Source organism: Metabacillus endolithicus (assembly GCF_023078335.1).
Taxonomy (GTDB): Bacteria; Bacillota; Bacilli; order Bacillales; family Bacillaceae; genus Metabacillus; species Metabacillus endolithicus.
The window spans coordinates 2,324,806-2,343,273 of sequence record NZ_CP095550.1 but is presented as its reverse complement, the minus strand read 5'-3'; the positions used below and the strand labels follow the sequence as shown (position 1 = coordinate 2,343,273).

Annotated in this window: 18 protein-coding genes; 17 read left to right on the top strand and 1 reads right to left on the bottom strand. The window is 38.8% G+C overall.

Going from position 1 to position 18,468, the window contains the following annotated elements:
• Nucleotides 1-33 precede the first annotated feature (33 nt).
• The 7 genes from MVE64_RS12130 (at nucleotide 34) to glyA (ending at nucleotide 7,379) form a co-directional block, all read left to right on the top strand.
• On the top strand, nucleotides 34-1,050 hold the full coding sequence (locus MVE64_RS12130; RefSeq protein ID WP_247346666.1) for a permease: 1,017 nt from the start codon (nucleotides 34-36) through the stop codon (nucleotides 1,048-1,050).
• A gap of 14 nt (nucleotides 1,051-1,064) precedes the next feature.
• Nucleotides 1,065-1,928, top strand: coding sequence for a TIGR03943 family putative permease subunit (locus tag MVE64_RS12125; protein WP_247346665.1), 864 nt, complete (start codon nucleotides 1,065-1,067; stop codon nucleotides 1,926-1,928).
• A gap of 139 nt (nucleotides 1,929-2,067) precedes the next feature.
• A complete protein-coding gene (locus tag MVE64_RS12120) occupies nucleotides 2,068-2,517 on the top strand; it encodes a low molecular weight protein arginine phosphatase (protein ID WP_247346664.1) in 450 nt (149 codons plus the stop codon).
• Nucleotides 2,518-2,541: 24 nt separating this feature from the next.
• The gene (locus MVE64_RS12115; protein WP_247346663.1) at nucleotides 2,542-3,828 is read left to right on the top strand and encodes a methyl-accepting chemotaxis protein; all 1,287 of its coding nucleotides are present in this window, start codon (nucleotides 2,542-2,544) and stop codon (nucleotides 3,826-3,828) included.
• Nucleotides 3,829-3,874: 46 nt separating this feature from the next.
• Nucleotides 3,875-4,321 (top strand): ribose 5-phosphate isomerase B, encoded by a 447-nt coding sequence (gene rpiB / locus MVE64_RS12110; RefSeq protein ID WP_098795452.1) that lies wholly within the window; start codon nucleotides 3,875-3,877, stop codon nucleotides 4,319-4,321.
• A gap of 17 nt (nucleotides 4,322-4,338) precedes the next feature.
• Entirely contained in the window at nucleotides 4,339-4,911 is a 573-nt protein-coding gene (locus MVE64_RS12105) for a TIGR01440 family protein (protein ID WP_247346661.1), read from the top strand.
• 1,226 nt (nucleotides 4,912-6,137) lie between these two features.
• Entirely contained in the window at nucleotides 6,138-7,379 is a 1,242-nt protein-coding gene (gene glyA / locus MVE64_RS12100; protein WP_247346659.1) for a serine hydroxymethyltransferase, read from the top strand.
• Nucleotides 7,380-7,421: 42 nt separating this feature from the next.
• Here glyA and MVE64_RS12095 read toward each other — a convergent pair whose 3' ends face one another.
• Complete coding sequence (locus tag MVE64_RS12095) at nucleotides 7,422-9,647, bottom strand: MASE3 domain-containing protein (RefSeq protein ID WP_247346657.1); 2,226 nt, start codon at nucleotides 9,645-9,647, stop codon at nucleotides 7,422-7,424.
• A gap of 184 nt (nucleotides 9,648-9,831) precedes the next feature.
• Between MVE64_RS12095 and upp the strand changes: the two genes are divergently transcribed.
• From upp to MVE64_RS12045, 10 genes are all read left to right on the top strand, one after another.
• Entirely contained in the window at nucleotides 9,832-10,461 is a 630-nt protein-coding gene (gene upp / locus MVE64_RS12090) for a uracil phosphoribosyltransferase (RefSeq protein WP_247346655.1), read from the top strand.
• Between the two features lie 100 nt (nucleotides 10,462-10,561).
• Nucleotides 10,562-12,784 (top strand): S8 family serine peptidase, encoded by a 2,223-nt coding sequence (locus MVE64_RS12085; protein WP_281730483.1) that lies wholly within the window; start codon nucleotides 10,562-10,564, stop codon nucleotides 12,782-12,784.
• Between the two features lie 217 nt (nucleotides 12,785-13,001).
• Nucleotides 13,002-13,223 (top strand): AtpZ/AtpI family protein, encoded by a 222-nt coding sequence (locus MVE64_RS12080; RefSeq protein WP_098795458.1) that lies wholly within the window; start codon nucleotides 13,002-13,004, stop codon nucleotides 13,221-13,223.
• Between the two features lie 7 nt (nucleotides 13,224-13,230).
• Nucleotides 13,231-13,599 carry an ATP synthase subunit I gene (locus tag MVE64_RS12075; protein WP_121663869.1) on the top strand — a complete coding sequence of 123 codons (369 nt, stop codon included), beginning with the start codon at nucleotides 13,231-13,233 and terminating at the stop codon, nucleotides 13,597-13,599.
• Nucleotides 13,600-13,620: 21 nt separating this feature from the next.
• Complete coding sequence (atpB, locus tag MVE64_RS12070) at nucleotides 13,621-14,355, top strand: F0F1 ATP synthase subunit A (RefSeq protein WP_247346653.1); 735 nt, start codon at nucleotides 13,621-13,623, stop codon at nucleotides 14,353-14,355.
• Nucleotides 14,356-14,431: 76 nt separating this feature from the next.
• The gene (atpE, locus tag MVE64_RS12065) at nucleotides 14,432-14,644 is read left to right on the top strand and encodes a F0F1 ATP synthase subunit C (protein ID WP_212135440.1); all 213 of its coding nucleotides are present in this window, start codon (nucleotides 14,432-14,434) and stop codon (nucleotides 14,642-14,644) included.
• Nucleotides 14,645-14,939: 295 nt separating this feature from the next.
• On the top strand, nucleotides 14,940-15,461 hold the full coding sequence (gene atpF, locus MVE64_RS12060; RefSeq protein ID WP_247346651.1) for a F0F1 ATP synthase subunit B: 522 nt from the start codon (nucleotides 14,940-14,942) through the stop codon (nucleotides 15,459-15,461).
• Complete coding sequence (locus tag MVE64_RS12055) at nucleotides 15,458-16,003, top strand: F0F1 ATP synthase subunit delta (protein ID WP_247346650.1); 546 nt, start codon at nucleotides 15,458-15,460, stop codon at nucleotides 16,001-16,003. The genes atpF and MVE64_RS12055 overlap by 4 nt, the downstream gene beginning before the upstream one ends.
• Before the next feature lie 15 nt (nucleotides 16,004-16,018).
• Nucleotides 16,019-17,530 carry a F0F1 ATP synthase subunit alpha gene (gene atpA / locus MVE64_RS12050; RefSeq protein ID WP_247346648.1) on the top strand — a complete coding sequence of 504 codons (1,512 nt, stop codon included), beginning with the start codon at nucleotides 16,019-16,021 and terminating at the stop codon, nucleotides 17,528-17,530.
• A 78-nt stretch (nucleotides 17,531-17,608) separates the two neighbouring features.
• Nucleotides 17,609-18,466: a F0F1 ATP synthase subunit gamma gene (locus tag MVE64_RS12045; protein WP_098795465.1), complete on the top strand. Its 858-nt coding sequence runs from the start codon at nucleotides 17,609-17,611 to the stop codon at nucleotides 18,464-18,466.
• Nucleotides 18,467-18,468 lie beyond the last annotated feature (2 nt).

Below are 18,468 nucleotides of genomic sequence, written 5' to 3'. Positions count from 1 at the left end.
GGATGAAAAACAAGAAAACGAAGGGGTTTTAGAATGAAAACTTCACTACTAAATCAGTCAAAAGAGATAATAGGTTTAGCTTTAGTTGCCGTGTTTATCTATTTTTTTCTCTTTTGGGATTACGAAATTTTCCAAAGGCAATTTACCATTCCTCAGAATCTATTAAACTTAAATACAATCTTTTTAAGTATTGTCATTGAGGCTATCCCGTTTATATTGTTAGGTGTTTTTGTTTCATCTCTCATTCAAGTCTTTGTCTCAGAAGAAACTGTTCAAAAATATATCCCAAAGAATATGATCGTGGCCGTATTACCGGCTGCATTATTAGGAGCAATTTTTCCAGTCTGTGAATGTGCCATTGTCCCTGTTGTGAGAAGGCTTATTAAAAAAGGGATGCCCTTGCATGTTGCGTTCGTCTTTTTAGCTTGTGCCCCTATTTTAAATCCTGTTGTTGCTGCTTCAACTTACTTTGCTTTTCGAAACAATACGGATATCTTAATTGGGCGTATGGCTTTGGCGTTTTTATTATCAATGGTCATCGGATTAATTTTATATATTCTATTTAAACAAAGTAATCAGTTTAAAGTAACATCTGAAGAGTTAATTGGTAGAGGAGCGGACCCATCAGAAACTCCTATGAAAGTAAATCGACTAAAAGCAACGATTTACCATGCAAGTGATGAATTTTTCGATATGGGTAAATATTTAATCATTGGTGCTCTAATCGCTAGCCTATTCCAGACATTCTTAGATCGAAGCATTCTTGTAAGTTTAGGCTCAAATGAATTTTCTTCACCTATTGTTATGATGGCTTTTGCTTTTCTGTTATCTCTATGCTCAGAAGCGGATGCATTTGTTGCTGCTTCATTCGGAAGTGCGTTTGCACCAGGTGCTCTACTAGCATTCCTGGTTTATGGACCTATGCTGGATTTGAAAAACACGGTCATGCTATTTGCTTATTTTAAAACAAAGTTTGTCCTTGTATTTATGTTGGTTGTGACAGTTGTTGTATACGTAGGTGTTCTTATCTATCAAGCAATAGTATTTTAATAGGAGGAATCTAGATGGAGCAGTCAGATCACTTAGGATTTCAAAAGTTTATTCGTGGAATTATCTTAGTTGGCTTTACGATGTTATTGTTTAAACTGATCATTTCAGGAGATATTACCAACTTTATTGCACCAAAAATGCTGCCGTTTATTTACTTTGCTACCGGTACATTTTTAATACTTGGGACCATTCAAATTTTTCGTAGTGACTCTAAAAAAGATATTGACCTTTTTTGTGATTGTGGACTAGATCACACTGCAAAAAGCTCACCAATCAAGTCTCTACTAATCTATTCAATCTTTTTGTTTCCAATCTTAACTGGATTTATGTTTCCGGAAGTTATTTTGGACAGCTCGATCGTAGCAAAAAGAGGTATTAACTTAGGAACGTCTTCTGTAGCAGCGGAAGAAAACCAAAACACTAGCACACAAGAGAAATCAACTGACGAAAGCACTGCAACAGATGATACTCAGCCAAAAAGTGTTGATGATCTTTACATCGAGGGACTTTTAAATAGTGAGAAAATAGTTGTCACAGATGTAGAGTATCAAAAAATATCTGGATATCTTGAAACAAATCTAGATGAGTTTGTCGGTAAAGAAATAGAACTAACAGGCTTTGTATACCGTGAGCCTGATTTTACTCAAGATCAAATGGCAGTCTCCAGATTCACCGTATCTTGCTGTGTGGCAGATCTTCAGGTAATGGGAACTCTCGCAACCGGTGACGAGGTAAAGAATTTAAAAAATGATGAATGGGTAAAGGTAACAGGTGTCATCGAAAAAACGGATCGAAATGGAGTAACAATCCCATCTATTGGAATTAGTTCGCTAGAAAAAGTTGAAGCACCTTCTGATCCATATATCTATATTTATTAACATGTAAAAGTGTAGACCATTGTTCTACACTTTTTTAATTATTACGAAAAGTCTGATCACACTTTTGTCGAATTCGATAATCTTCACGACTACTTTCAGCTCCATTTTTCTATTATAATAAGAGAAAGGAGTGTTTTATATGACAAATGTACTATTTGTTTGTACGGGAAATACATGCAGAAGCCCTATGGCTGAGGCTCTTTTAAATCACTTGAAAAACTCAGATAGCATTAGCGTAAAGTCTGCAGGAGTTTTTGCTTTTGGTGGCAGTACAGCATCTCCAAATGCAATTGAAGCCTTAAAGGAAAAAGGGATTACATGTGAACATCAATCCTCAAGCTTAACAAAAGACCTAGTTGAATGGGCGACGATTATTTTAACGATGACAAATCAACATAAACAATCGGTCATTGATCAACATCCTTATGCAGGGCGTAAAACCTTTACACTTTCAGAATATGTTTCAGATCAGGATGAAGAAAAACGAGATATTTCAGATCCATTCGGGGGACCACTCCCAATGTATCGTCAAACGTTATCGGATCTCGAAGAACTTATTTCAAAATTAGTGAAAAAGCTCAACAAATGATCATTATGCAGAGGAGAAACCACCATGAAACAGAAAAAGTATAAGTTTAGCTTAAGGTTAAAGCTGGTCATTTTTACAACCGTACTTGCGATTATTACGTATTCAACTAGTGCGATTTTTATTTCATTTTTAGTTGAATATGTTGATCACCTTGTGTCACCAGGAATATTTACGCTCATTACATTAGTAATGGGAATTTTCTGGTCAGGGGTCCTAGCTTATTTCGGATCAGGATTTTTGACAAGAGCATTACAAAAGCTTGAAGTTGCTGCATACAAAGCTGCACAAGGAGATATAAATGAAGATGTTCCTGTTTCAGATAGTGATGATGAAATTAGAGGACTTAGTGTAGCTTTTAACGAAATGCTGCACAACATGAGAAATATGGTTCAAAGCATTGAGTCAAACTTCCACTCAACTAATGAACAAGTTAGTCAAATGGCAACGGCATCTAGTAGTGCTTCAAACCAGGCGGATGAAATATTAGTCACTGTTCAAGAAATTGCACGTGGTGCAGACCAATCGGCAACAGCTATTCAGGAAACTGCGACATCTGTTGAAGATATTATTGAATTTGCTACACAGGTTGAAGAGAAAGCGACAACATCAGAGAAGCTATCAAATGAAATGGTATCCTCATTAAATGAAACGAAAGAAGTTTATACATCACTAATCGGTGGAATTCAAACACTAGCAGAAGAAAATGAAAAATCAATGACAGCTGTGCGTCGTTTAGAAGAGCACGCAAATGAAGTATCATCGATCGTATCACTTGTTGGAGAGATTGCAAACCAAACAAATCTCCTCGCACTAAATGCTTCTATTGAAGCTGCTAGAGCAGGTGAGCATGGTAAAGGCTTTGCTGTTGTTGCTGATGAAGTTCGTAAACTGGCTGATGAAAGCGCAAAAGCCGTTCAAGGAATAACAGGTCTCATACAAAACATTCAACAAGAAGTTCAAAATGTTGTTGGGCAGATTGGGGAACAAGTAGAAACGGCTAGAAACCAAGCGAAAAATGGACAAGTTTCGGCTGAAATCTTAAGCGAATCAAGTCAAGCTATCTTAGATGTGGCGACTGCAGTAAAGCAAATTAGTGAGCTTATTCATCAACAAATGGACTCATTACACAGAACAGGTGCGCAATCTGAGGAAGTGGCCGCTATTGCCCAGGAAACATCAGCAGGTGCACATGAAGTCGCATCGTCGATTAAAGAGCAGTCCGAACAAATTAATCACATGAACGATTTAGGAAAGAAACTAGCAGAAAGTTCAGAAGAATTAAGGAAAACAATTGATCGTTTTATTATTTAAGAGATAGAATAAAAATGGAAGAAATACGTTACCATAGGAGGGCACGATGAGAGTAGCAATTGCGTCAGATCACGGTGGAATCAATATTAGAAAAGAAATTATTGGATTACTTGAAGAATTAAATATTGAATTTGAGGATATGGGATGTGAATGTGAAACATCCGTGGATTATCCTGATTACGCTCTACCTGTAGCAGAAAAAGTAGCAAACGGTGAATTCGACCGTGGCATCTTAATCTGTGGAACTGGCATCGGAATGAGCATCGCTGCCAACAAAGTAAAAGGCATCCGCTGCGCACTTGTTCATGATACATTCAGTGCTCAAGCAACTCGTGAGCACAATGATACGAACATGCTTGCAATGGGTGAGCGCGTAATCGGTCCTGGCTTAGCACGAGATATCGCTAAAATCTGGCTAACAACAGACTATCAAGGTGGGCGTCATGCAACACGCGTAGGCAAGATCACTCAATACGAAGAGAATCAAAACTAAAAGGAAGTCGTAAATTCATGACAAATCTTCAAAAATGGAAGCAAGATTTATCTGAGTTACTAAAGGACTTAACAAATCAGGCTGAGCTTAGTGCAGGCAATCTCCTTGTAGTAGGCTGCAGCACAAGTGAAGTAATCGGTGAAAAAATCGGTACGGCCGGCACAGAAGAAGTAGCCGAAATAATTTATGAAACATTCCATACCCTCCACCAAACAACAGGTGTGCACCTAGCCTTTCAATGCTGTGAGCACCTAAACCGCGCACTAGTTGTGGAAAAAGAGGTAGCCAGAGCAAAGGGCTTTGAAGAAGTCTCCGTTGTTCCTGTGAGAAAAGCAGGTGGCGCAATGGCCACCTATGCCTATCAGCACATGCAAAACCCGGTTGTGGTGGAATTTATCAAAGCGGATGCTGGAGTCGACATCGGCGACACCTTCATCGGAATGCACTTAAAACATGTTGCCGTCCCACTTCGTAGCAAAATAACGGAAATCGGCTCTGCCCATGTGACAATGGCCAAAACCCGTCCAAAACTAATCGGTGGAGTACGGGCTGTTTATGAAAGCACAACAGAAAATCAATCTTGTCGTTAAAAAGGAACTAACTTTGGTTGGTTCTTTTTCTTTTTGCGCAAAATTAGAGAGGAGATGAGCGGAACTTTGAATTCTCGTGCATACGCATCCGAACAGGGTTAGGGGCACTCAATGATTCGTGTATTGTTTCAGTCGCGGTATTTGGACAGGTCTTGGGCTGAAGTGTGAATTAGGATACGAACATAAACCCTTAAAAGCAAAACTATGTTTGAGTAAGGGAGAATCGGGACAAGAACGGGTATGGAGAATCAAGTTTTGTCCCGATAGCACGAGAATCGGGACAAGAACCGTATGGAGAGTCAAGTAGTGTCCCGATAGAGCGAGAATCGGGACAAGAACGGGTATGGAAAGTCAAGTGGTGATCCGATAACACGAGAATCGGGACAAGAACCGGTATGGAGAGTCAAGTTTTGTCCCGATATCGCGAGAATCGGGACAAGAACCGGTATGGAGAGTCAAGTTTTGTCCCGATATCGCGAGAATCGGGACAAGAACCGGTATGGAGAGTCAAGTTTTGTCCCGATATCGCGAGAATCGGGACAAGAACCGGTATGGAGAGTTAAGTTTTGTCCCGATAGCACGAGAATCGGGACAAAAACAGGTCAGACAAGTAAAATCATTTCTCGATCCAGCGAGAACAGGAACAAGCCCTGATCCACCAAGCAAAATCCATCTCACTATAGTTTCTTCGCCAAAATTTTCTATATCAATATCATACACTCACACAACACTCCAATACACGTAACTACCAAGCCCACAACTTCCCAATCCAATCCAAATCTAATCCCCATCCGGTAACATACTATAGATCTCAATCATACTACCTTAAGTTATAAAACATTTAATTCATCAGCGTAATCTCCCCGCCCCAAGCCATACTAAAACCGTCAACAACCCCTGCAAACGGTTACCATTCAACATTTTTTAAGAAGTCTCAAAATATTCTATTATTATGGTTGACATTGTGAGAAAAAGTAACGACAATAGGTTGTATATTATAAACAAGTGAATGGTAGTCAACCGAATATTTCCGCTACCACCTGCAAAGAATATTCGCCTTTAACACAAAGTTTGACACGAAATCCGAAAAACTTCACAATTATTTCAGAAAATCTTTTACATTCCAACGCATTAGCGTGTAAAATATAGATGGAATTATACGTTGTGAAAGAGTTCGATGAAAAACCAATACCAACCGTTTTTTAAATGAAGGGAGATACGAACGAATGAAACATTTACCAGAACAAGATGCAAAAGTATTTGAAGCCATTCAGTTAGAACGTACTCGTCAAGAAACTAAGATTGAACTTATTGCCTCTGAAAACTTTGTTAGTGAAGCAGTAATGGAAGCTCAAGGATCTGTACTTACAAACAAATATGCAGAAGGTTATCCAGGTCGTCGTTATTATGGTGGTTGTGAGCATGTGGACGTTGTTGAAGATATCGCGAGAGACCGTGCGAAAGAAATCTTCGGAGCTGAGTATGTAAACGTTCAGCCTCACTCTGGTGCACAAGCAAACATGGGTGTTTATTTCACAATTTTAGAGCATGGTGATACAGTTCTTGGAATGAACTTATCTCACGGTGGTCACTTAACACATGGTAAGCCTGTTAACTTCAGTGGTGTGCAATATAACTTCGTTGAGTATGGTGTTGACGAAGAAACTCACCGCATCAACTATGAAGATGTGTTAGAAAAAGCTAGACTTCACAAGCCAAAGTTAATCGTTGCTGGTGCAAGTGCATACCCAAGAGCAATCGACTTCAAAAAATTCCGTGAAATCGCTGATGAAGTGGGTGCTTACTTCATGGTGGATATGGCTCATATCGCTGGACTTGTTGCTGCAGGACTTCATGAAAACCCAGTGCCATACGCAGATTTCGTTACAACAACTACTCACAAAACACTTCGTGGACCACGTGGTGGGATGATTCTTTGTAAAGAAGAGTTCGGTAAGAAAATTGATAAATCAATCTTCCCTGGTATCCAAGGTGGACCGCTTATGCATGTTATTGCTGCAAAAGCTGTATCATTTGGTGAAACTCTTCAAGATAGCTTTAAAACATACGCTCAAAACATCATTGATAACGCAAAACGTTTAGCAGAAAAGCTTCAATCAGAAGGTTTAACACTTGTATCTGGTGGTACTGATAACCACTTACTATTAGTAGATGTTCGTTCTCTTCAGTTAACTGGTAAAGTGGCTGAGCACGTATTAGATGAAATCGGAGTTACTGTTAATAAAAACACAATTCCATTTGAAACAGAAAGCCCATTCGTAACAAGTGGTATCCGTATCGGAACTGCTGCTGTAACAAGCCGTGGCTTTGGTTTAGAAGAAATGGATGAGATCGGAAGCATTATTGCATTTGCATTAAAAAATCACGAAGATGAAGCGAAGCTTGCTGAAGCAAAACAACGCGTTGAAAACTTAACAAGCAAGTTCCCTTTATACCGTAACTTATAAAAAGAAAGAGACCAACTTCGAAGGTGAAGTTGGTCTCTCTTTTTATACTGATTTCAACGGTAACTTAATTTCAACCTTTGTACCGGCATTTTCTTTACTACTAAATTCAATTTTCCCTTTATGTGCCTCGATAATACGGAAGCTTACCATTAGACCTAATCCTGTGCCTTTTTCTTTTAATGTGTAAAAAGGTTCCCCTAGTCGGGTGATCACATGTTCTGGAATGCCGCAGCCAGTGTCTTTTATGTTGATGGTAACATATCCGTTGTGAGATAGTTCCACTGACACATCGAGCTGACCGCCGGCTGGCATTGATTCTATTGCATTTTTTATTAAATTAATAAAGACTTGTTTTAACTGGTTTTCATCACATATGATGAGAATTTCTTCCTCAGACGTATTTCTGCTAATAATCTCTATATTGTTTAAGATTGCTTGAGGCTCAATAATGGCTAAGACATGATGAACAATCTTTCTTAAATCATGTTCTTGATATTTAATTGCTTGTGGCTTTGCAAGAATCATAAAATCATTAGTAATTAGTTCGATCCGGCTTAACTCTGAAAGCATAAGATCAACAAATTGCTTCTCTCTCTCTTGGGCATCCTTACCTAAGATTTGGGTAAAACCCTTTAAGGTTGTTAGTGGATTCCTGATTTCATGGGCAATACCAGCTGCCATCTCTCCAACTACAGCGAGCTTTTCTGATTTTCTTAGAAGATCTTCGGTTTTCTTTAATTTTGTAATGTCTATACAGGAGCCGATAATTTCCTGTACTTCAAAATGACGAAGAATCGGTTTCAGGGTTACGGCATAAATACCTGTATGTCTTTCAAACTCAAAGGTTCTTTCGTTTCCTTCCCATGCTTTTTGTAAATTTGAATAGATTGTTGTGCCAAGATGACCACAACTGCCGGGATATAAGGTAAAGCCAACAATATCACTTGAGATTCCCATATCATTTAGAAGCTCTCCGTGGCAAAGAGTAATTGTAAAATAATCATCAATCTTTTTAAATTTAACAAAAACTCCTTGATGCTCTTGTATCATTTCTTTTAACTCTTCTTCGACTTGCTTAAGCTTTTCTTTAGCGACTCTTTCCTCAGTTATATCCCTTGCTATAGCAGCAAAATGAATATACTCATCAAAATAAATAGGGTATATCGTAAAGTTTACTCTAATTGAACTAGGAGGTTTTGCTCCAATTTCATAATCAATAATTCTGTTCCCTTGTAACACTTCCTTAACTAGAACATTCAATTCCTGTTCAAATAGTGGAAACGTTTTTGAAAGTGGTGTTCCTAGAACTTGTTCAGATCTTAATTTAGTAAGCTTTTCAAAGCCTTTGTTAACTTTAACAACATGACCATTTTGATCACAAAGAGCAATACTGTCAGGGGTGTGTGTGAAAAATGATTCTAATATTCCTTGTGTAACGGCCAGGTTCTTCTCCGCCTTTTCTTTATGTATAAAAGTTAAGTGAAGATTAGAATAGAAAAATGCCCGGTAAATAAAGGTATAGGCAATTGCTTTGTAAACATGTCCAATAATATTTACTAAATCATGTACGCTTTGATATAACGTAATTTGAAATCCGCCTATTATTAAAAGAACAAAAGCAAATATTAAATAGATGTTTGAATCTGTTTTCTCATGTTTTAATTTGCGTAAAACTAAAATAAATGAGAGGAAATGCAAGCCGTTAAAAACATATTCAAGTACATTTTTAAAAGGTGTTGGTCCGGTTCCTTCAATGATTAAATATGGAGCCTGAGGTCCAAAGGTATAAACCAAAACAGTTAGTAATGCAAGAAAAATAAGCGTACCTAATAGGATCAATTTTCTGTTAAGGTTCCTTACAGTTTTCTCATCATAAAAAAATAATATTGCCAAGGAAATGGATTCGATTGCTCGGGCTACGACCCAAAACCAAGCGGTCTTATTTATTGAACTCTCAACAAATAATGGTGGCATATCAGAATATGTTAGTGTGTGCATAAAATCAAAATAGCCGACAGCTAAAAACACAAAGGGCACAAATAGCAAGGTAGTAGGTGGATTATGACCAAAAGCCTTCCATCCAAAAACAAAAATAATGAACGAGATAAACACGCTATACATTTCAAGAATTAAGTGTATGCTTAAATGATTTTTAGGATCATAAAAAGTTTGAAATTCATATTGAATGAGGTATAACAAAAGTAACGGTACCAAAGTATAAATAAATGAGATCGTATAGGCCTTATGGTGGTCCTGGTATGTTTTCATGATCATCAGCCTTTCTAAACTAACGATAAACCTTATATATTGAAATTTTCGACAAAGACAGAGGGTTTTCCTCTAAGTTCTAACATGTTTTTTCAATATATGTAGAAATAAGACGAACTCGCTTGAAACTATGCTTTTTTTTCTGTAAAATCTATTGAAGTGTCAAAGAAAAGGAGATGATTTGATGGGGAAAGTATACGTGTTTGATCATCCATTAATTCAACATAAACTTACATACATTCGCGATGCGAAAACTGGAACAAAAGAATTTCGTGAGCTTGTTGATGAAGTAGCAAGCTTAATGGCGTTTGAAATTACAAGAGATCTTCCACTAACAGAGGTGGATGTTGAAACTCCTGTAACAACAGCTAAGTCAAAAGTACTTGCTGGGAAAAAGCTTGGTATCATTCCGATCCTTCGTGCGGGATTAGGTATGGTTGATGGAATTTTAAAACTGATTCCTGCTGCAAAGGTAGGTCATATCGGGTTGTATCGTGATCCTGAAACATTACAGCCGGTTGAATACTATGCAAAGCTTCCTTCTGATGTAGAAGAGCGTGATTTTATCGTTGTCGATCCAATGCTTGCAACAGGTGGTTCAGCAGTGGAAGCCATTAACAGCTTGAAAAAACGCGGTGCAAAAAATATCAAATTCATGTGCTTAATTGCTGCTCCAGAAGGTGTAGAAATTGTAAAAAAAGCTCATCCTGATGTTGATATCTTTATTGCGGCTTTAGATGAAAAGTTAAACGATCACGGGTATATCGTTCCAGGCTTAGGTGATGCTGGAGACCGTCTATACGGAACAAAATAGAAGGAAGAAAAGGTCAGATCTAACACAGTTGTTAGATTCTGGCCTTTTTTTGTACATGTTTTTTCCTTGAGCGAACAAACTATAAAGGAGGTGGAACAAGATGGGAATAAAAAAAGTACTTTACATCATGCTTGTGACAACAATTTGTTTTCCTAACATGGCAATTGGAGAAACCTTTCCAAACAGGCCTCCACTTCCAAATAAAACACAAGAAGAAATTCAAAAAGTGATGGTAATCGTCAAAAAAGAGGATTTTCATTCTTTCCAAAAAAAGATAGAAAGCTTCTCTCGACTAACGATCAACCAAACCTATCAGCATGTTTTTTATGGCTTTTCAATTGAAGGTCGTACCGATGACATCTTGAACTTGAAAAAAGATCGGGCCGTTATTCATTCTAGTTCTGTCGTTTCTTATGCATCACAGATTGATGAAAGTGTTCCGTTCATCGGTGGTGAAGATGTGAGAGGCTTATTTGATCGAAGTGAGCATCGCTTAACTGGTGAGGGAATAAAGGTTGCTGTGATTGATACGGGTGTTGATTATCATCATCCTGATTTAAGAAGAAGTTATCTTGGTGGCTTTGATGTCATAGATGGTGACCAAGATCCGATGGAAACAATGGCTCAGGACGGAAGTGAAACAATTCATGGGACACATGTAGCAGGAATTATTGCCGCTAATGGAAAACTGAAAGGTGTGGCGCCGGAAGCAGAAATTGTGGCTTATCGCGCGCTCGGACCCGGTGGTATAGGAACATCTGATCAAGTGATTGCTGCAATTGATCGAGCGATAAAAGATAAAGTAGATATTATCAACTTATCGCTAGGTAACAATGTGAATGGTCCGGATTGGCCGACAAGTTTGGCGCTTGATCGAGCTGTTGAAGCAGGAATTGTTGCAGTTACTTCTAGCGGAAATTCAGGTCCTGGCCTTTGGACAGTAGGTTCTCCAGGAACATCTTCAAAAGCGATCTCTGTTGGTGCGTCTTCACCTCCGCTACATATGCCTTATCTAAAAGTGGGCGGAATAAAAGGAGAGATCACCATTCACTCATTGCAAGGAGCGGAGCCGTGGCAATTAAAAGGGTTAGACGAGATTGTTGATGCAGCCTTAGGTTATAAAAAAGATATGAAAGATTCCGTGAGAGGAAAAATAGTTTTAGTGGAAAGAGGGAAAATCTCTTTTACCGAAAAAGTGCTAAATGCAAAAGAACAAGGAGCTAAAGCGGTGCTCATTTCTAATAATGTAAAAGGAAACTTTGCAGGGGCATTGGAGATACCGCTCGATATACCGGTTGCCTCCATATCGAAAGAAGATGGGGCGGCGATTAGAAAGCAGCTGAAGCAGCATCCTAGTATACGAACAGAGTATAAGAAAGAAGAAGACCAGCTTGCTGATTTTAGCTCGCGAGGTCCTGTTACAAGTACGTGGGCGATAAAACCAGATGTTGTCGCACCGGGAGTAGCAATTGAAAGCACAGTTCCAGATGGTTATTTAGCCTTACACGGAACGAGCATGGCGGCGCCACATGTGGCGGGAGCATGCGCTTTAATCAAACAGGCCCACCCAGATTGGAATCCAGAGCAAATTAAAGCAGCCTTGATGAACACAGCAACCAAATTAACAGATGCTAATGAAAATGTGTTAAAACCAAATGAACAAGGCGCTGGAAGAATTAATATAAAGGAAGCTGTTGAGGCAGACGTTCTTGTATATCCTGGTTCATTAACGTTTGGACAATATGATACAAATCATCCACGAACGAAGAAAACAGTAACAATTACAATTGATAATCAATCTAGAGAAGAAGAGCATATCGCATTTGATATGCCAAAAAATCAACCCGGAGTCAGGTGGAAGCTGCCAAAAACCACAAACATCAAACCTGGTGAGAAAAAACAAGTTGAAATAAGTCTGGACCTTACTCCAAGCAGGCTAAAGCCAGGTATTCATCAAGGATGGATAACAATAGAGCAAGATGGAAATGATATTGAAGTTCCTTATGCGTATGTTGTGGATGAGCCGAATTATCCGAGAATTATGGGCTTTGAATTTGCTTATAGTGATAAGCCTGGGGTTTATAAATACCGGATGTACTTACCGGGTGGTGCGGATGAAGTCGGGATTGCTTTATACGATCAGGATACTTTGGCATTTGTTGGCTATTTAGATTGGCTGCATGATGCTCCCCGTGGGTTAGTTGAAAAAGAAGTGAAGATAAAAGACCTTGATATACCTGAAGGAAACTATAAAGGAGTCATCTTTGCAAATAAAAGTGGGAAAGAGGACTTGATAGAAACAGATATTTTACTTGGTGAATAATTAAGTGGATGTACCTAGTCAAGGGGGGTATTGAGGGTAATTGTGAACGATTTGTGATGATTCGATAAGATTGTGAACATTTTAACTTTAAACACATTGACATCACATATACGCTATTGTATGCTAAACGAGGGTATAATGATAAGGTTTACAATTCTGACAAAGACCCGTAAATAACCCCTTATTCCGTTATAAATCTACAGTGAGGATTTATAAAATGCGACAAAAAAAACGCCATCCGTTACACGCGATGGGCCTCATGTCAGCTATCCTTTCCCAATTAGTTGGCTCCATTTTAATTGGTATTTTTGCTGGGAAGTGGGTAGATGATTATTTTAAAACAGAACCGTTGTTTTTAATCATAGGCCTTCTGCTAGGACTAGCTGCAGGTGTATACGCCATGCTAAAGTTAGTCAACCACTATTTCTCAGGAGAATAAAGAATTCATGTTTGATATGCATCTGATGTTTCGCAGATATCGAAAATACATATTTTATCTACTGGCCATTTACGTTTTAGGTTGGGGATTCACGGAATATCAGTCTGTTTTCCTAGGATTAATATTGGGAACATGCATCACACTATACAATCTCTGGATCATGGTGAGAAAGCATAAGCAGTTTGATGACGCATTAACTGAAGGTAGGAAAGCGGGTTCGTTAGGGACAACTTCACGAATGGCAGCAGCCGGGGTCGCAGTTTTTTTTGCGATAAAGTTTCCCGAGTATTTTGATTTGATTAGTGTTATTTTTGGATTAATGACGATGTATATCGTTATTATGATAGATTATGTAATTCAACATTCACGCGCTTAGCTGGGAAGAGAGGTGAATCTATTGGGTCACGAAGCTCCTGTGGTAGAGTTTTTAGGTCTAAATTTTAATTTATCCAACGTTTTAATGATTACGATTGCTAGTTTAATCGTTTTTCTCATTGCATTTGCGGCAACACGTAATTTAGCAATGAAACCAACAGGGATGCAAAACTTTGTTGAATGGATTGTCGATTTTGTGAAAAATATTATCGGCAGTACGATGGATTGGCAAACAGGCGGACGTTTCTTAACGTTAGGTATGACATTATTAATGTATGTATTCGTAGCAAATATGCTCGGCTTACCTTTCGCAATTGTTGTGGGTCACGATTTATGGTGGAAATCACCAACAGCAGATCCTGCCATTACATTAACTCTTGCAATTCTAGTAGTAGCGTTAACACACTACTATGGAATCAAGATGAAAGGTGCATCTGAATATGGTAAGGACTTTTTTAAACCGATGCCATTTATGTTCCCATTAAAGATTATTGAGGAATTTGCCAACACATTAACGCTTGGTCTTCGTCTTTACGGGAATATCTTTGCAGGTGAGATTTTATTAGGCTTGCTTGTTAGTCTAGCAACAAGCGGTTATGCTGAAAGTTTTGGAAGTGGTATTATCGGCTCTCTTGTAGCTGCAATACCAATGCTAGTATGGCAAGGATTTAGTATCTTTGTCGGTGCAATCCAGGCATTTATCTTCACTATGTTAACGATGGTTTATATGGCACACAAAGTGAGTCATGACCATTAATCAATATATGTTCAATTTTTTGAACGAAATTTAAAGTACTATTATTTTTTCATACATTAAAGGAGGAAATTAAACAATGGGTTTATTAGCAGCTGCAATTGCAATTGGTTTAGCGGCACTAGGTGCTGGTATTGGTAACGGTCTTATCGTATCTCGTACAGTAGAGGGGATTGCACGTCAACCTGAAGCTCGTGGAACTCTTCAAACAACAATGTTCATCGGGGTAGCATTAGTAGAGGCGATTCCAATCATCGCGGTAGTTATCGCATTCATCGTAATGGGTCAATAATTCGATAAGTTAAAAGAATTCATATGGCGAAGATCATTCAAAGCGAACCTTCGCCATTCCTTTATGCACAAATAATTTAACTAGTTATTGAAAAACTTAGTTTACTTTAAACCTATGTATAGAATAAAAGGGTTTCGAGGAACGATTAGTTCAAGGAAGCGACTGAGGAAGCACCGGAGCGTACGACCGTACGTTGAGGATGCTGACGATGGAGCTGACGCGGAAATAAGAAGTTCATTGGAAGCCGTAATCTATCAACCCATCATGGAACTCTTGAAGGGAGTGAAACCGAGCAATGTTAACTTTTGATCTTGCTTTAGGTGCGTCTACAGGCGGCCTTAACACAGGTGATATCATATTTCAGCTTTTAATGTTCTTAATCCTTCTTGGATTACTTGGTAAGTATGCATTCGGACCAGTTATGGGCATTATGAAGCAACGTGAAGAGCATATTGCAAATGAAATTAATAGTTCTGAAGATAGAAATAAAGAAGCACAGAAACTAGTTGAAGAGCAACGTGAGTTATTAAAACAAGCGCGTCAAGAAGCTCAAGCTCTAGTGGAAAATGCGAAAAAGCTTGGTGAGCAACAAAAAGAAGAGATTATCCAAGCAGCTCGTTCTGAAGCTGGACGTCTAAAAGACTCGGCTCTAAAAGAAATCGGGCAAGAAAAAGAAAATGCTGTTGCTGCGTTACGCGAACAGGTTGCATCATTATCAGTACTTATTGCTTCTAAAGTAATCGAAAAAGAGTTGAACGAACAAGAACAAGAAAAATTGATTAACGACTACATCAATGAGGTAGGCGAAGGTCGATGAGTAATGGAATCGTTGCAAAACGTTATGCGGTAGCTCTTTTTCAACTTGCAAAAGAACAAAATGTTATTGATCAAATCGAAAACGAATTGCTCGTTGTAAAAGAAGTTTTTACAACGAATCAAGAACTTATAGATGTACTAAACCATCCAAAAGTTACAAATGAAGCGAAAAAATCAATCGTAAAAGAAGCATTTGGAAGCCTTTCACAACAGGTTGTTAATACGCTTTACTTACTAGTTGATCGTCATCGTGTAGATGTTGTAACGGAAATTGTTAACCACTTCGTACAAAGTGCAAATGAAGAGCGCGGTACAGAGGATGCAATCGTATACTCTGTTCGTCCATTATCAGATACTGAACTGTCTGCTATTTCAACTTCTTTTGCGAAAAAGATTGGCAAGAATTCACTTCGTTTACAAAACGTTGTGGATGCTAAACTAATTGGTGGCGTTAAGCTACGAATCGGCAATCGTATTTATGATGGAAGTGTTAGCGGTAAGCTTGAACGTATAGAGCGACAATTGGTCGCAAACAGATTGTAGATAGGGGTGAAACTCATGAGCATCAAAGCTGAAGAAATTAGTGCGCTTATAAAAAAGCAAATCGAAAACTATCAGTCTGATATTAAAGTAAGCGATGTTGGTACTGTAATCCAAGTTGGGGACGGTATCGCTCGTGCTCATGGCCTCGACAATGTCATGGCTGGAGAGCTTGTAGAATTCGCAAACGGCGTTATGGGTATGGCTCAGAACCTTGAGGAAAATAACGTTGGTATTATTATTTTAGGACCTTACACAGATATCCGTGAAGGTGACGAAGTTCGTCGTACAGGACGCATCATGGAGGTTCCTGTAGGTGAAGCATTAATCGGTCGTGTTGTTAACTCATTAGGACAGCCTGTAGATGGTCTAGGTCCGATTGAAACAACAAAAACAAGACCAATCGAAAGTCCAGCACCTGGTGTTATGGATCGTAAATCAGTTCATGAGCCACTTCAAACTGGTATCAAAGCGATTGACGCTCTTGTACCAATCGGTCGTGGTCAACGTGAGTTAATTATCGGTGACCGTCAAACAGGTAAAACGGCTGTAGCAATCGATACAATCTTGAACCAAAAAGATCAAGATATGGTATGTATCTACGTTGCAATTGGTCAAAAAGAATCAACTGTTCGTGGAGTTGTTGAAACTTTACGTAAACACGGTGCATTAGATTACACAATCGTTGTAACAGCTTCTGCATCACAACCAGCTCCAATGTTATTCTTAGCACCTTATGCTGGGGTAACAATGGGTGAGGAATTCATGTACAATGGCAAGCACGTTCTTGTAGTATATGATGACCTTACAAAACAAGCTTCGGCATACCGTGAGCTTTCATTATTACTACGTCGTCCTCCAGGCCGTGAAGCATATCCTGGTGACGTTTTCTACCTACATTCACGTTTGTTAGAGCGTGCAGCAAAATTAAGTGATGCAAAAGGCGCAGGTTCTTTAACTGCATTACCATTCATCGAGACACAAGCTGGTGACGTTTCTGCTTATATCCCAACAAACGTTATCTCAATCACTGACGGACAAATCTTCCTTCAGTCTGACCTGTTCTTCTCTGGCGTACGTCCAGCGATTAACGCAGGTTTATCTGTATCTCGTGTTGGTGGTTCAGCACAAATTAAAGCGATGAAGAAGGTTGCTGGTACATTACGTCTTGACCTTGCTTCATACCGTGAGCTTGAAGCATTCGCTCAATTCGGTTCTGACCTTGATAAAGCAACACAAGCAAAACTTAACCGTGGTGCTCGTACTGTTGAAGTATTAAAACAAGGTTTAAACAAACCATTAAAAGTTGAAAAACAAGTTATGATTCTTTATGCATTAACTCGTGGATTCCTTGATGATATCCCAGTAGTAGATATCACTCGTTTTGAAGATGAGTTCCATGCATACACAGAACAAAATCATAAAAATCTTCTTGACGAAATCCGTACAACTGGCGGACTTCCAAAAGATGACGCTCTAAAAGCAGCGATTGAAGGATTCAAAAAGACTTTTGCTCCTTCTGAACAATAATAATTCGTGAGTGAAGGCTCGTGCAGGCTTTCACTCAGACTGTTAATAGATGATTTTTTAAAAAGGTGGTGAGAACCTTTGGCATCATTACGCGACATAAAATCAAGAATTACGTCTACTAAAAAGACGAGTCAGATTACAAAAGCGATGGAGATGGTTTCAGCTGCAAAGCTTAACCGTGCAGAAAACAATGCAAAGGCATTTGGACCTTATATGGAGAAAATCCAGGAGGTTGTTGCAAGCATCGCAAACGGTAGCACAGACGTAAGTCATCCAATGCTAGAAAAAAGACCAGTTAAGAAAACGGGTTACCTGGTGATCACATCAGACCGTGGATTAGCAGGCGCTTTTAACAGCAGTGTATTACGTGCTGTATACCAATCTATTCAAAAACGTCACAAGTCAAATGATGAATTCGTCATTATTGCAATCGGTAAAATGGGTCGTGATTTCTTTAAAAAGCGTGGTATGAACGTTATTTCTGAAATTACGGGTATCGGTGATGAAACATCTTTTGCTAGCATTAAGGACATTGCAAGTGGTGCAGTTAACATGTTCGCAGACGGTTCATATGACGAACTATACATGTATTACAACCACTTTGTTAGTGCCATTCAACAAGATGTTACGGAAAAGAAGCTTCTTCCACTATCCGACATTTCTTCAAGCAAAGGTTTAACTTCTTATGAATTCGAACCAAATCAAGAAGAAATTCTTGAAGTGCTGTTACCACAATATGCTGAAAGTCTCATCTACGGAGCACTACTTGATAGTAAGGCTTCTGAGCACGCAGCTCGTATGACAGCAATGAAGAATGCGACTGATAATGCAAAAGAACTTATCAATGGACTTACTTTAACATACAACCGTGCACGTCAAGCTGCGATCACACAAGAAATTACCGAGATCGTTGGTGGAGCGGCCGCATTAGAATAGGT

Excerpts from the sequence above, each read along its gene's own strand:
- rpiB (WP_098795452.1), top strand. The coding sequence starts at position 3,875 with ATGAGAGTAGCAATTGCGTCAGATCACGGTGGAATCAATATTAGAAAA.
- MVE64_RS12120 (WP_247346664.1), top strand. The coding sequence starts at position 2,068 with ATGACAAATGTACTATTTGTTTGTACGGGAAATACATGCAGAAGCCCT.
- MVE64_RS12125 (WP_247346665.1), top strand. The coding sequence starts at position 1,065 with ATGGAGCAGTCAGATCACTTAGGATTTCAAAAGTTTATTCGTGGAATT.
- MVE64_RS12085 (WP_281730483.1), top strand. The coding sequence starts at position 10,562 with ATGGGAATAAAAAAAGTACTTTACATCATGCTTGTGACAACAATTTGT.
- upp (WP_247346655.1), top strand. The coding sequence starts at position 9,832 with ATGGGGAAAGTATACGTGTTTGATCATCCATTAATTCAACATAAACTT.
- MVE64_RS12105 (WP_247346661.1), top strand. The coding sequence starts at position 4,339 with ATGACAAATCTTCAAAAATGGAAGCAAGATTTATCTGAGTTACTAAAG.
- MVE64_RS12055 (WP_247346650.1), top strand. The coding sequence starts at position 15,458 with ATGAGTAATGGAATCGTTGCAAAACGTTATGCGGTAGCTCTTTTTCAA.
- MVE64_RS12115 (WP_247346663.1), top strand. The coding sequence starts at position 2,542 with ATGAAACAGAAAAAGTATAAGTTTAGCTTAAGGTTAAAGCTGGTCATT.
- MVE64_RS12130 (WP_247346666.1), top strand. The coding sequence starts at position 34 with ATGAAAACTTCACTACTAAATCAGTCAAAAGAGATAATAGGTTTAGCT.
- atpF (WP_247346651.1), top strand. The coding sequence starts at position 14,940 with ATGTTAACTTTTGATCTTGCTTTAGGTGCGTCTACAGGCGGCCTTAAC.
- MVE64_RS12095 (WP_247346657.1), bottom strand. The coding sequence starts at position 9,647 with ATGAAAACATACCAGGACCACCATAAGGCCTATACGATCTCATTTATT.
- glyA (WP_247346659.1), top strand. The coding sequence starts at position 6,138 with ATGAAACATTTACCAGAACAAGATGCAAAAGTATTTGAAGCCATTCAG.
- MVE64_RS12075 (WP_121663869.1), top strand. The coding sequence starts at position 13,231 with ATGTTTGATATGCATCTGATGTTTCGCAGATATCGAAAATACATATTT.
- atpE (WP_212135440.1), top strand. The coding sequence starts at position 14,432 with ATGGGTTTATTAGCAGCTGCAATTGCAATTGGTTTAGCGGCACTAGGT.
- MVE64_RS12080 (WP_098795458.1), top strand. The coding sequence starts at position 13,002 with ATGCGACAAAAAAAACGCCATCCGTTACACGCGATGGGCCTCATGTCA.
- atpA (WP_247346648.1), top strand. The coding sequence starts at position 16,019 with ATGAGCATCAAAGCTGAAGAAATTAGTGCGCTTATAAAAAAGCAAATC.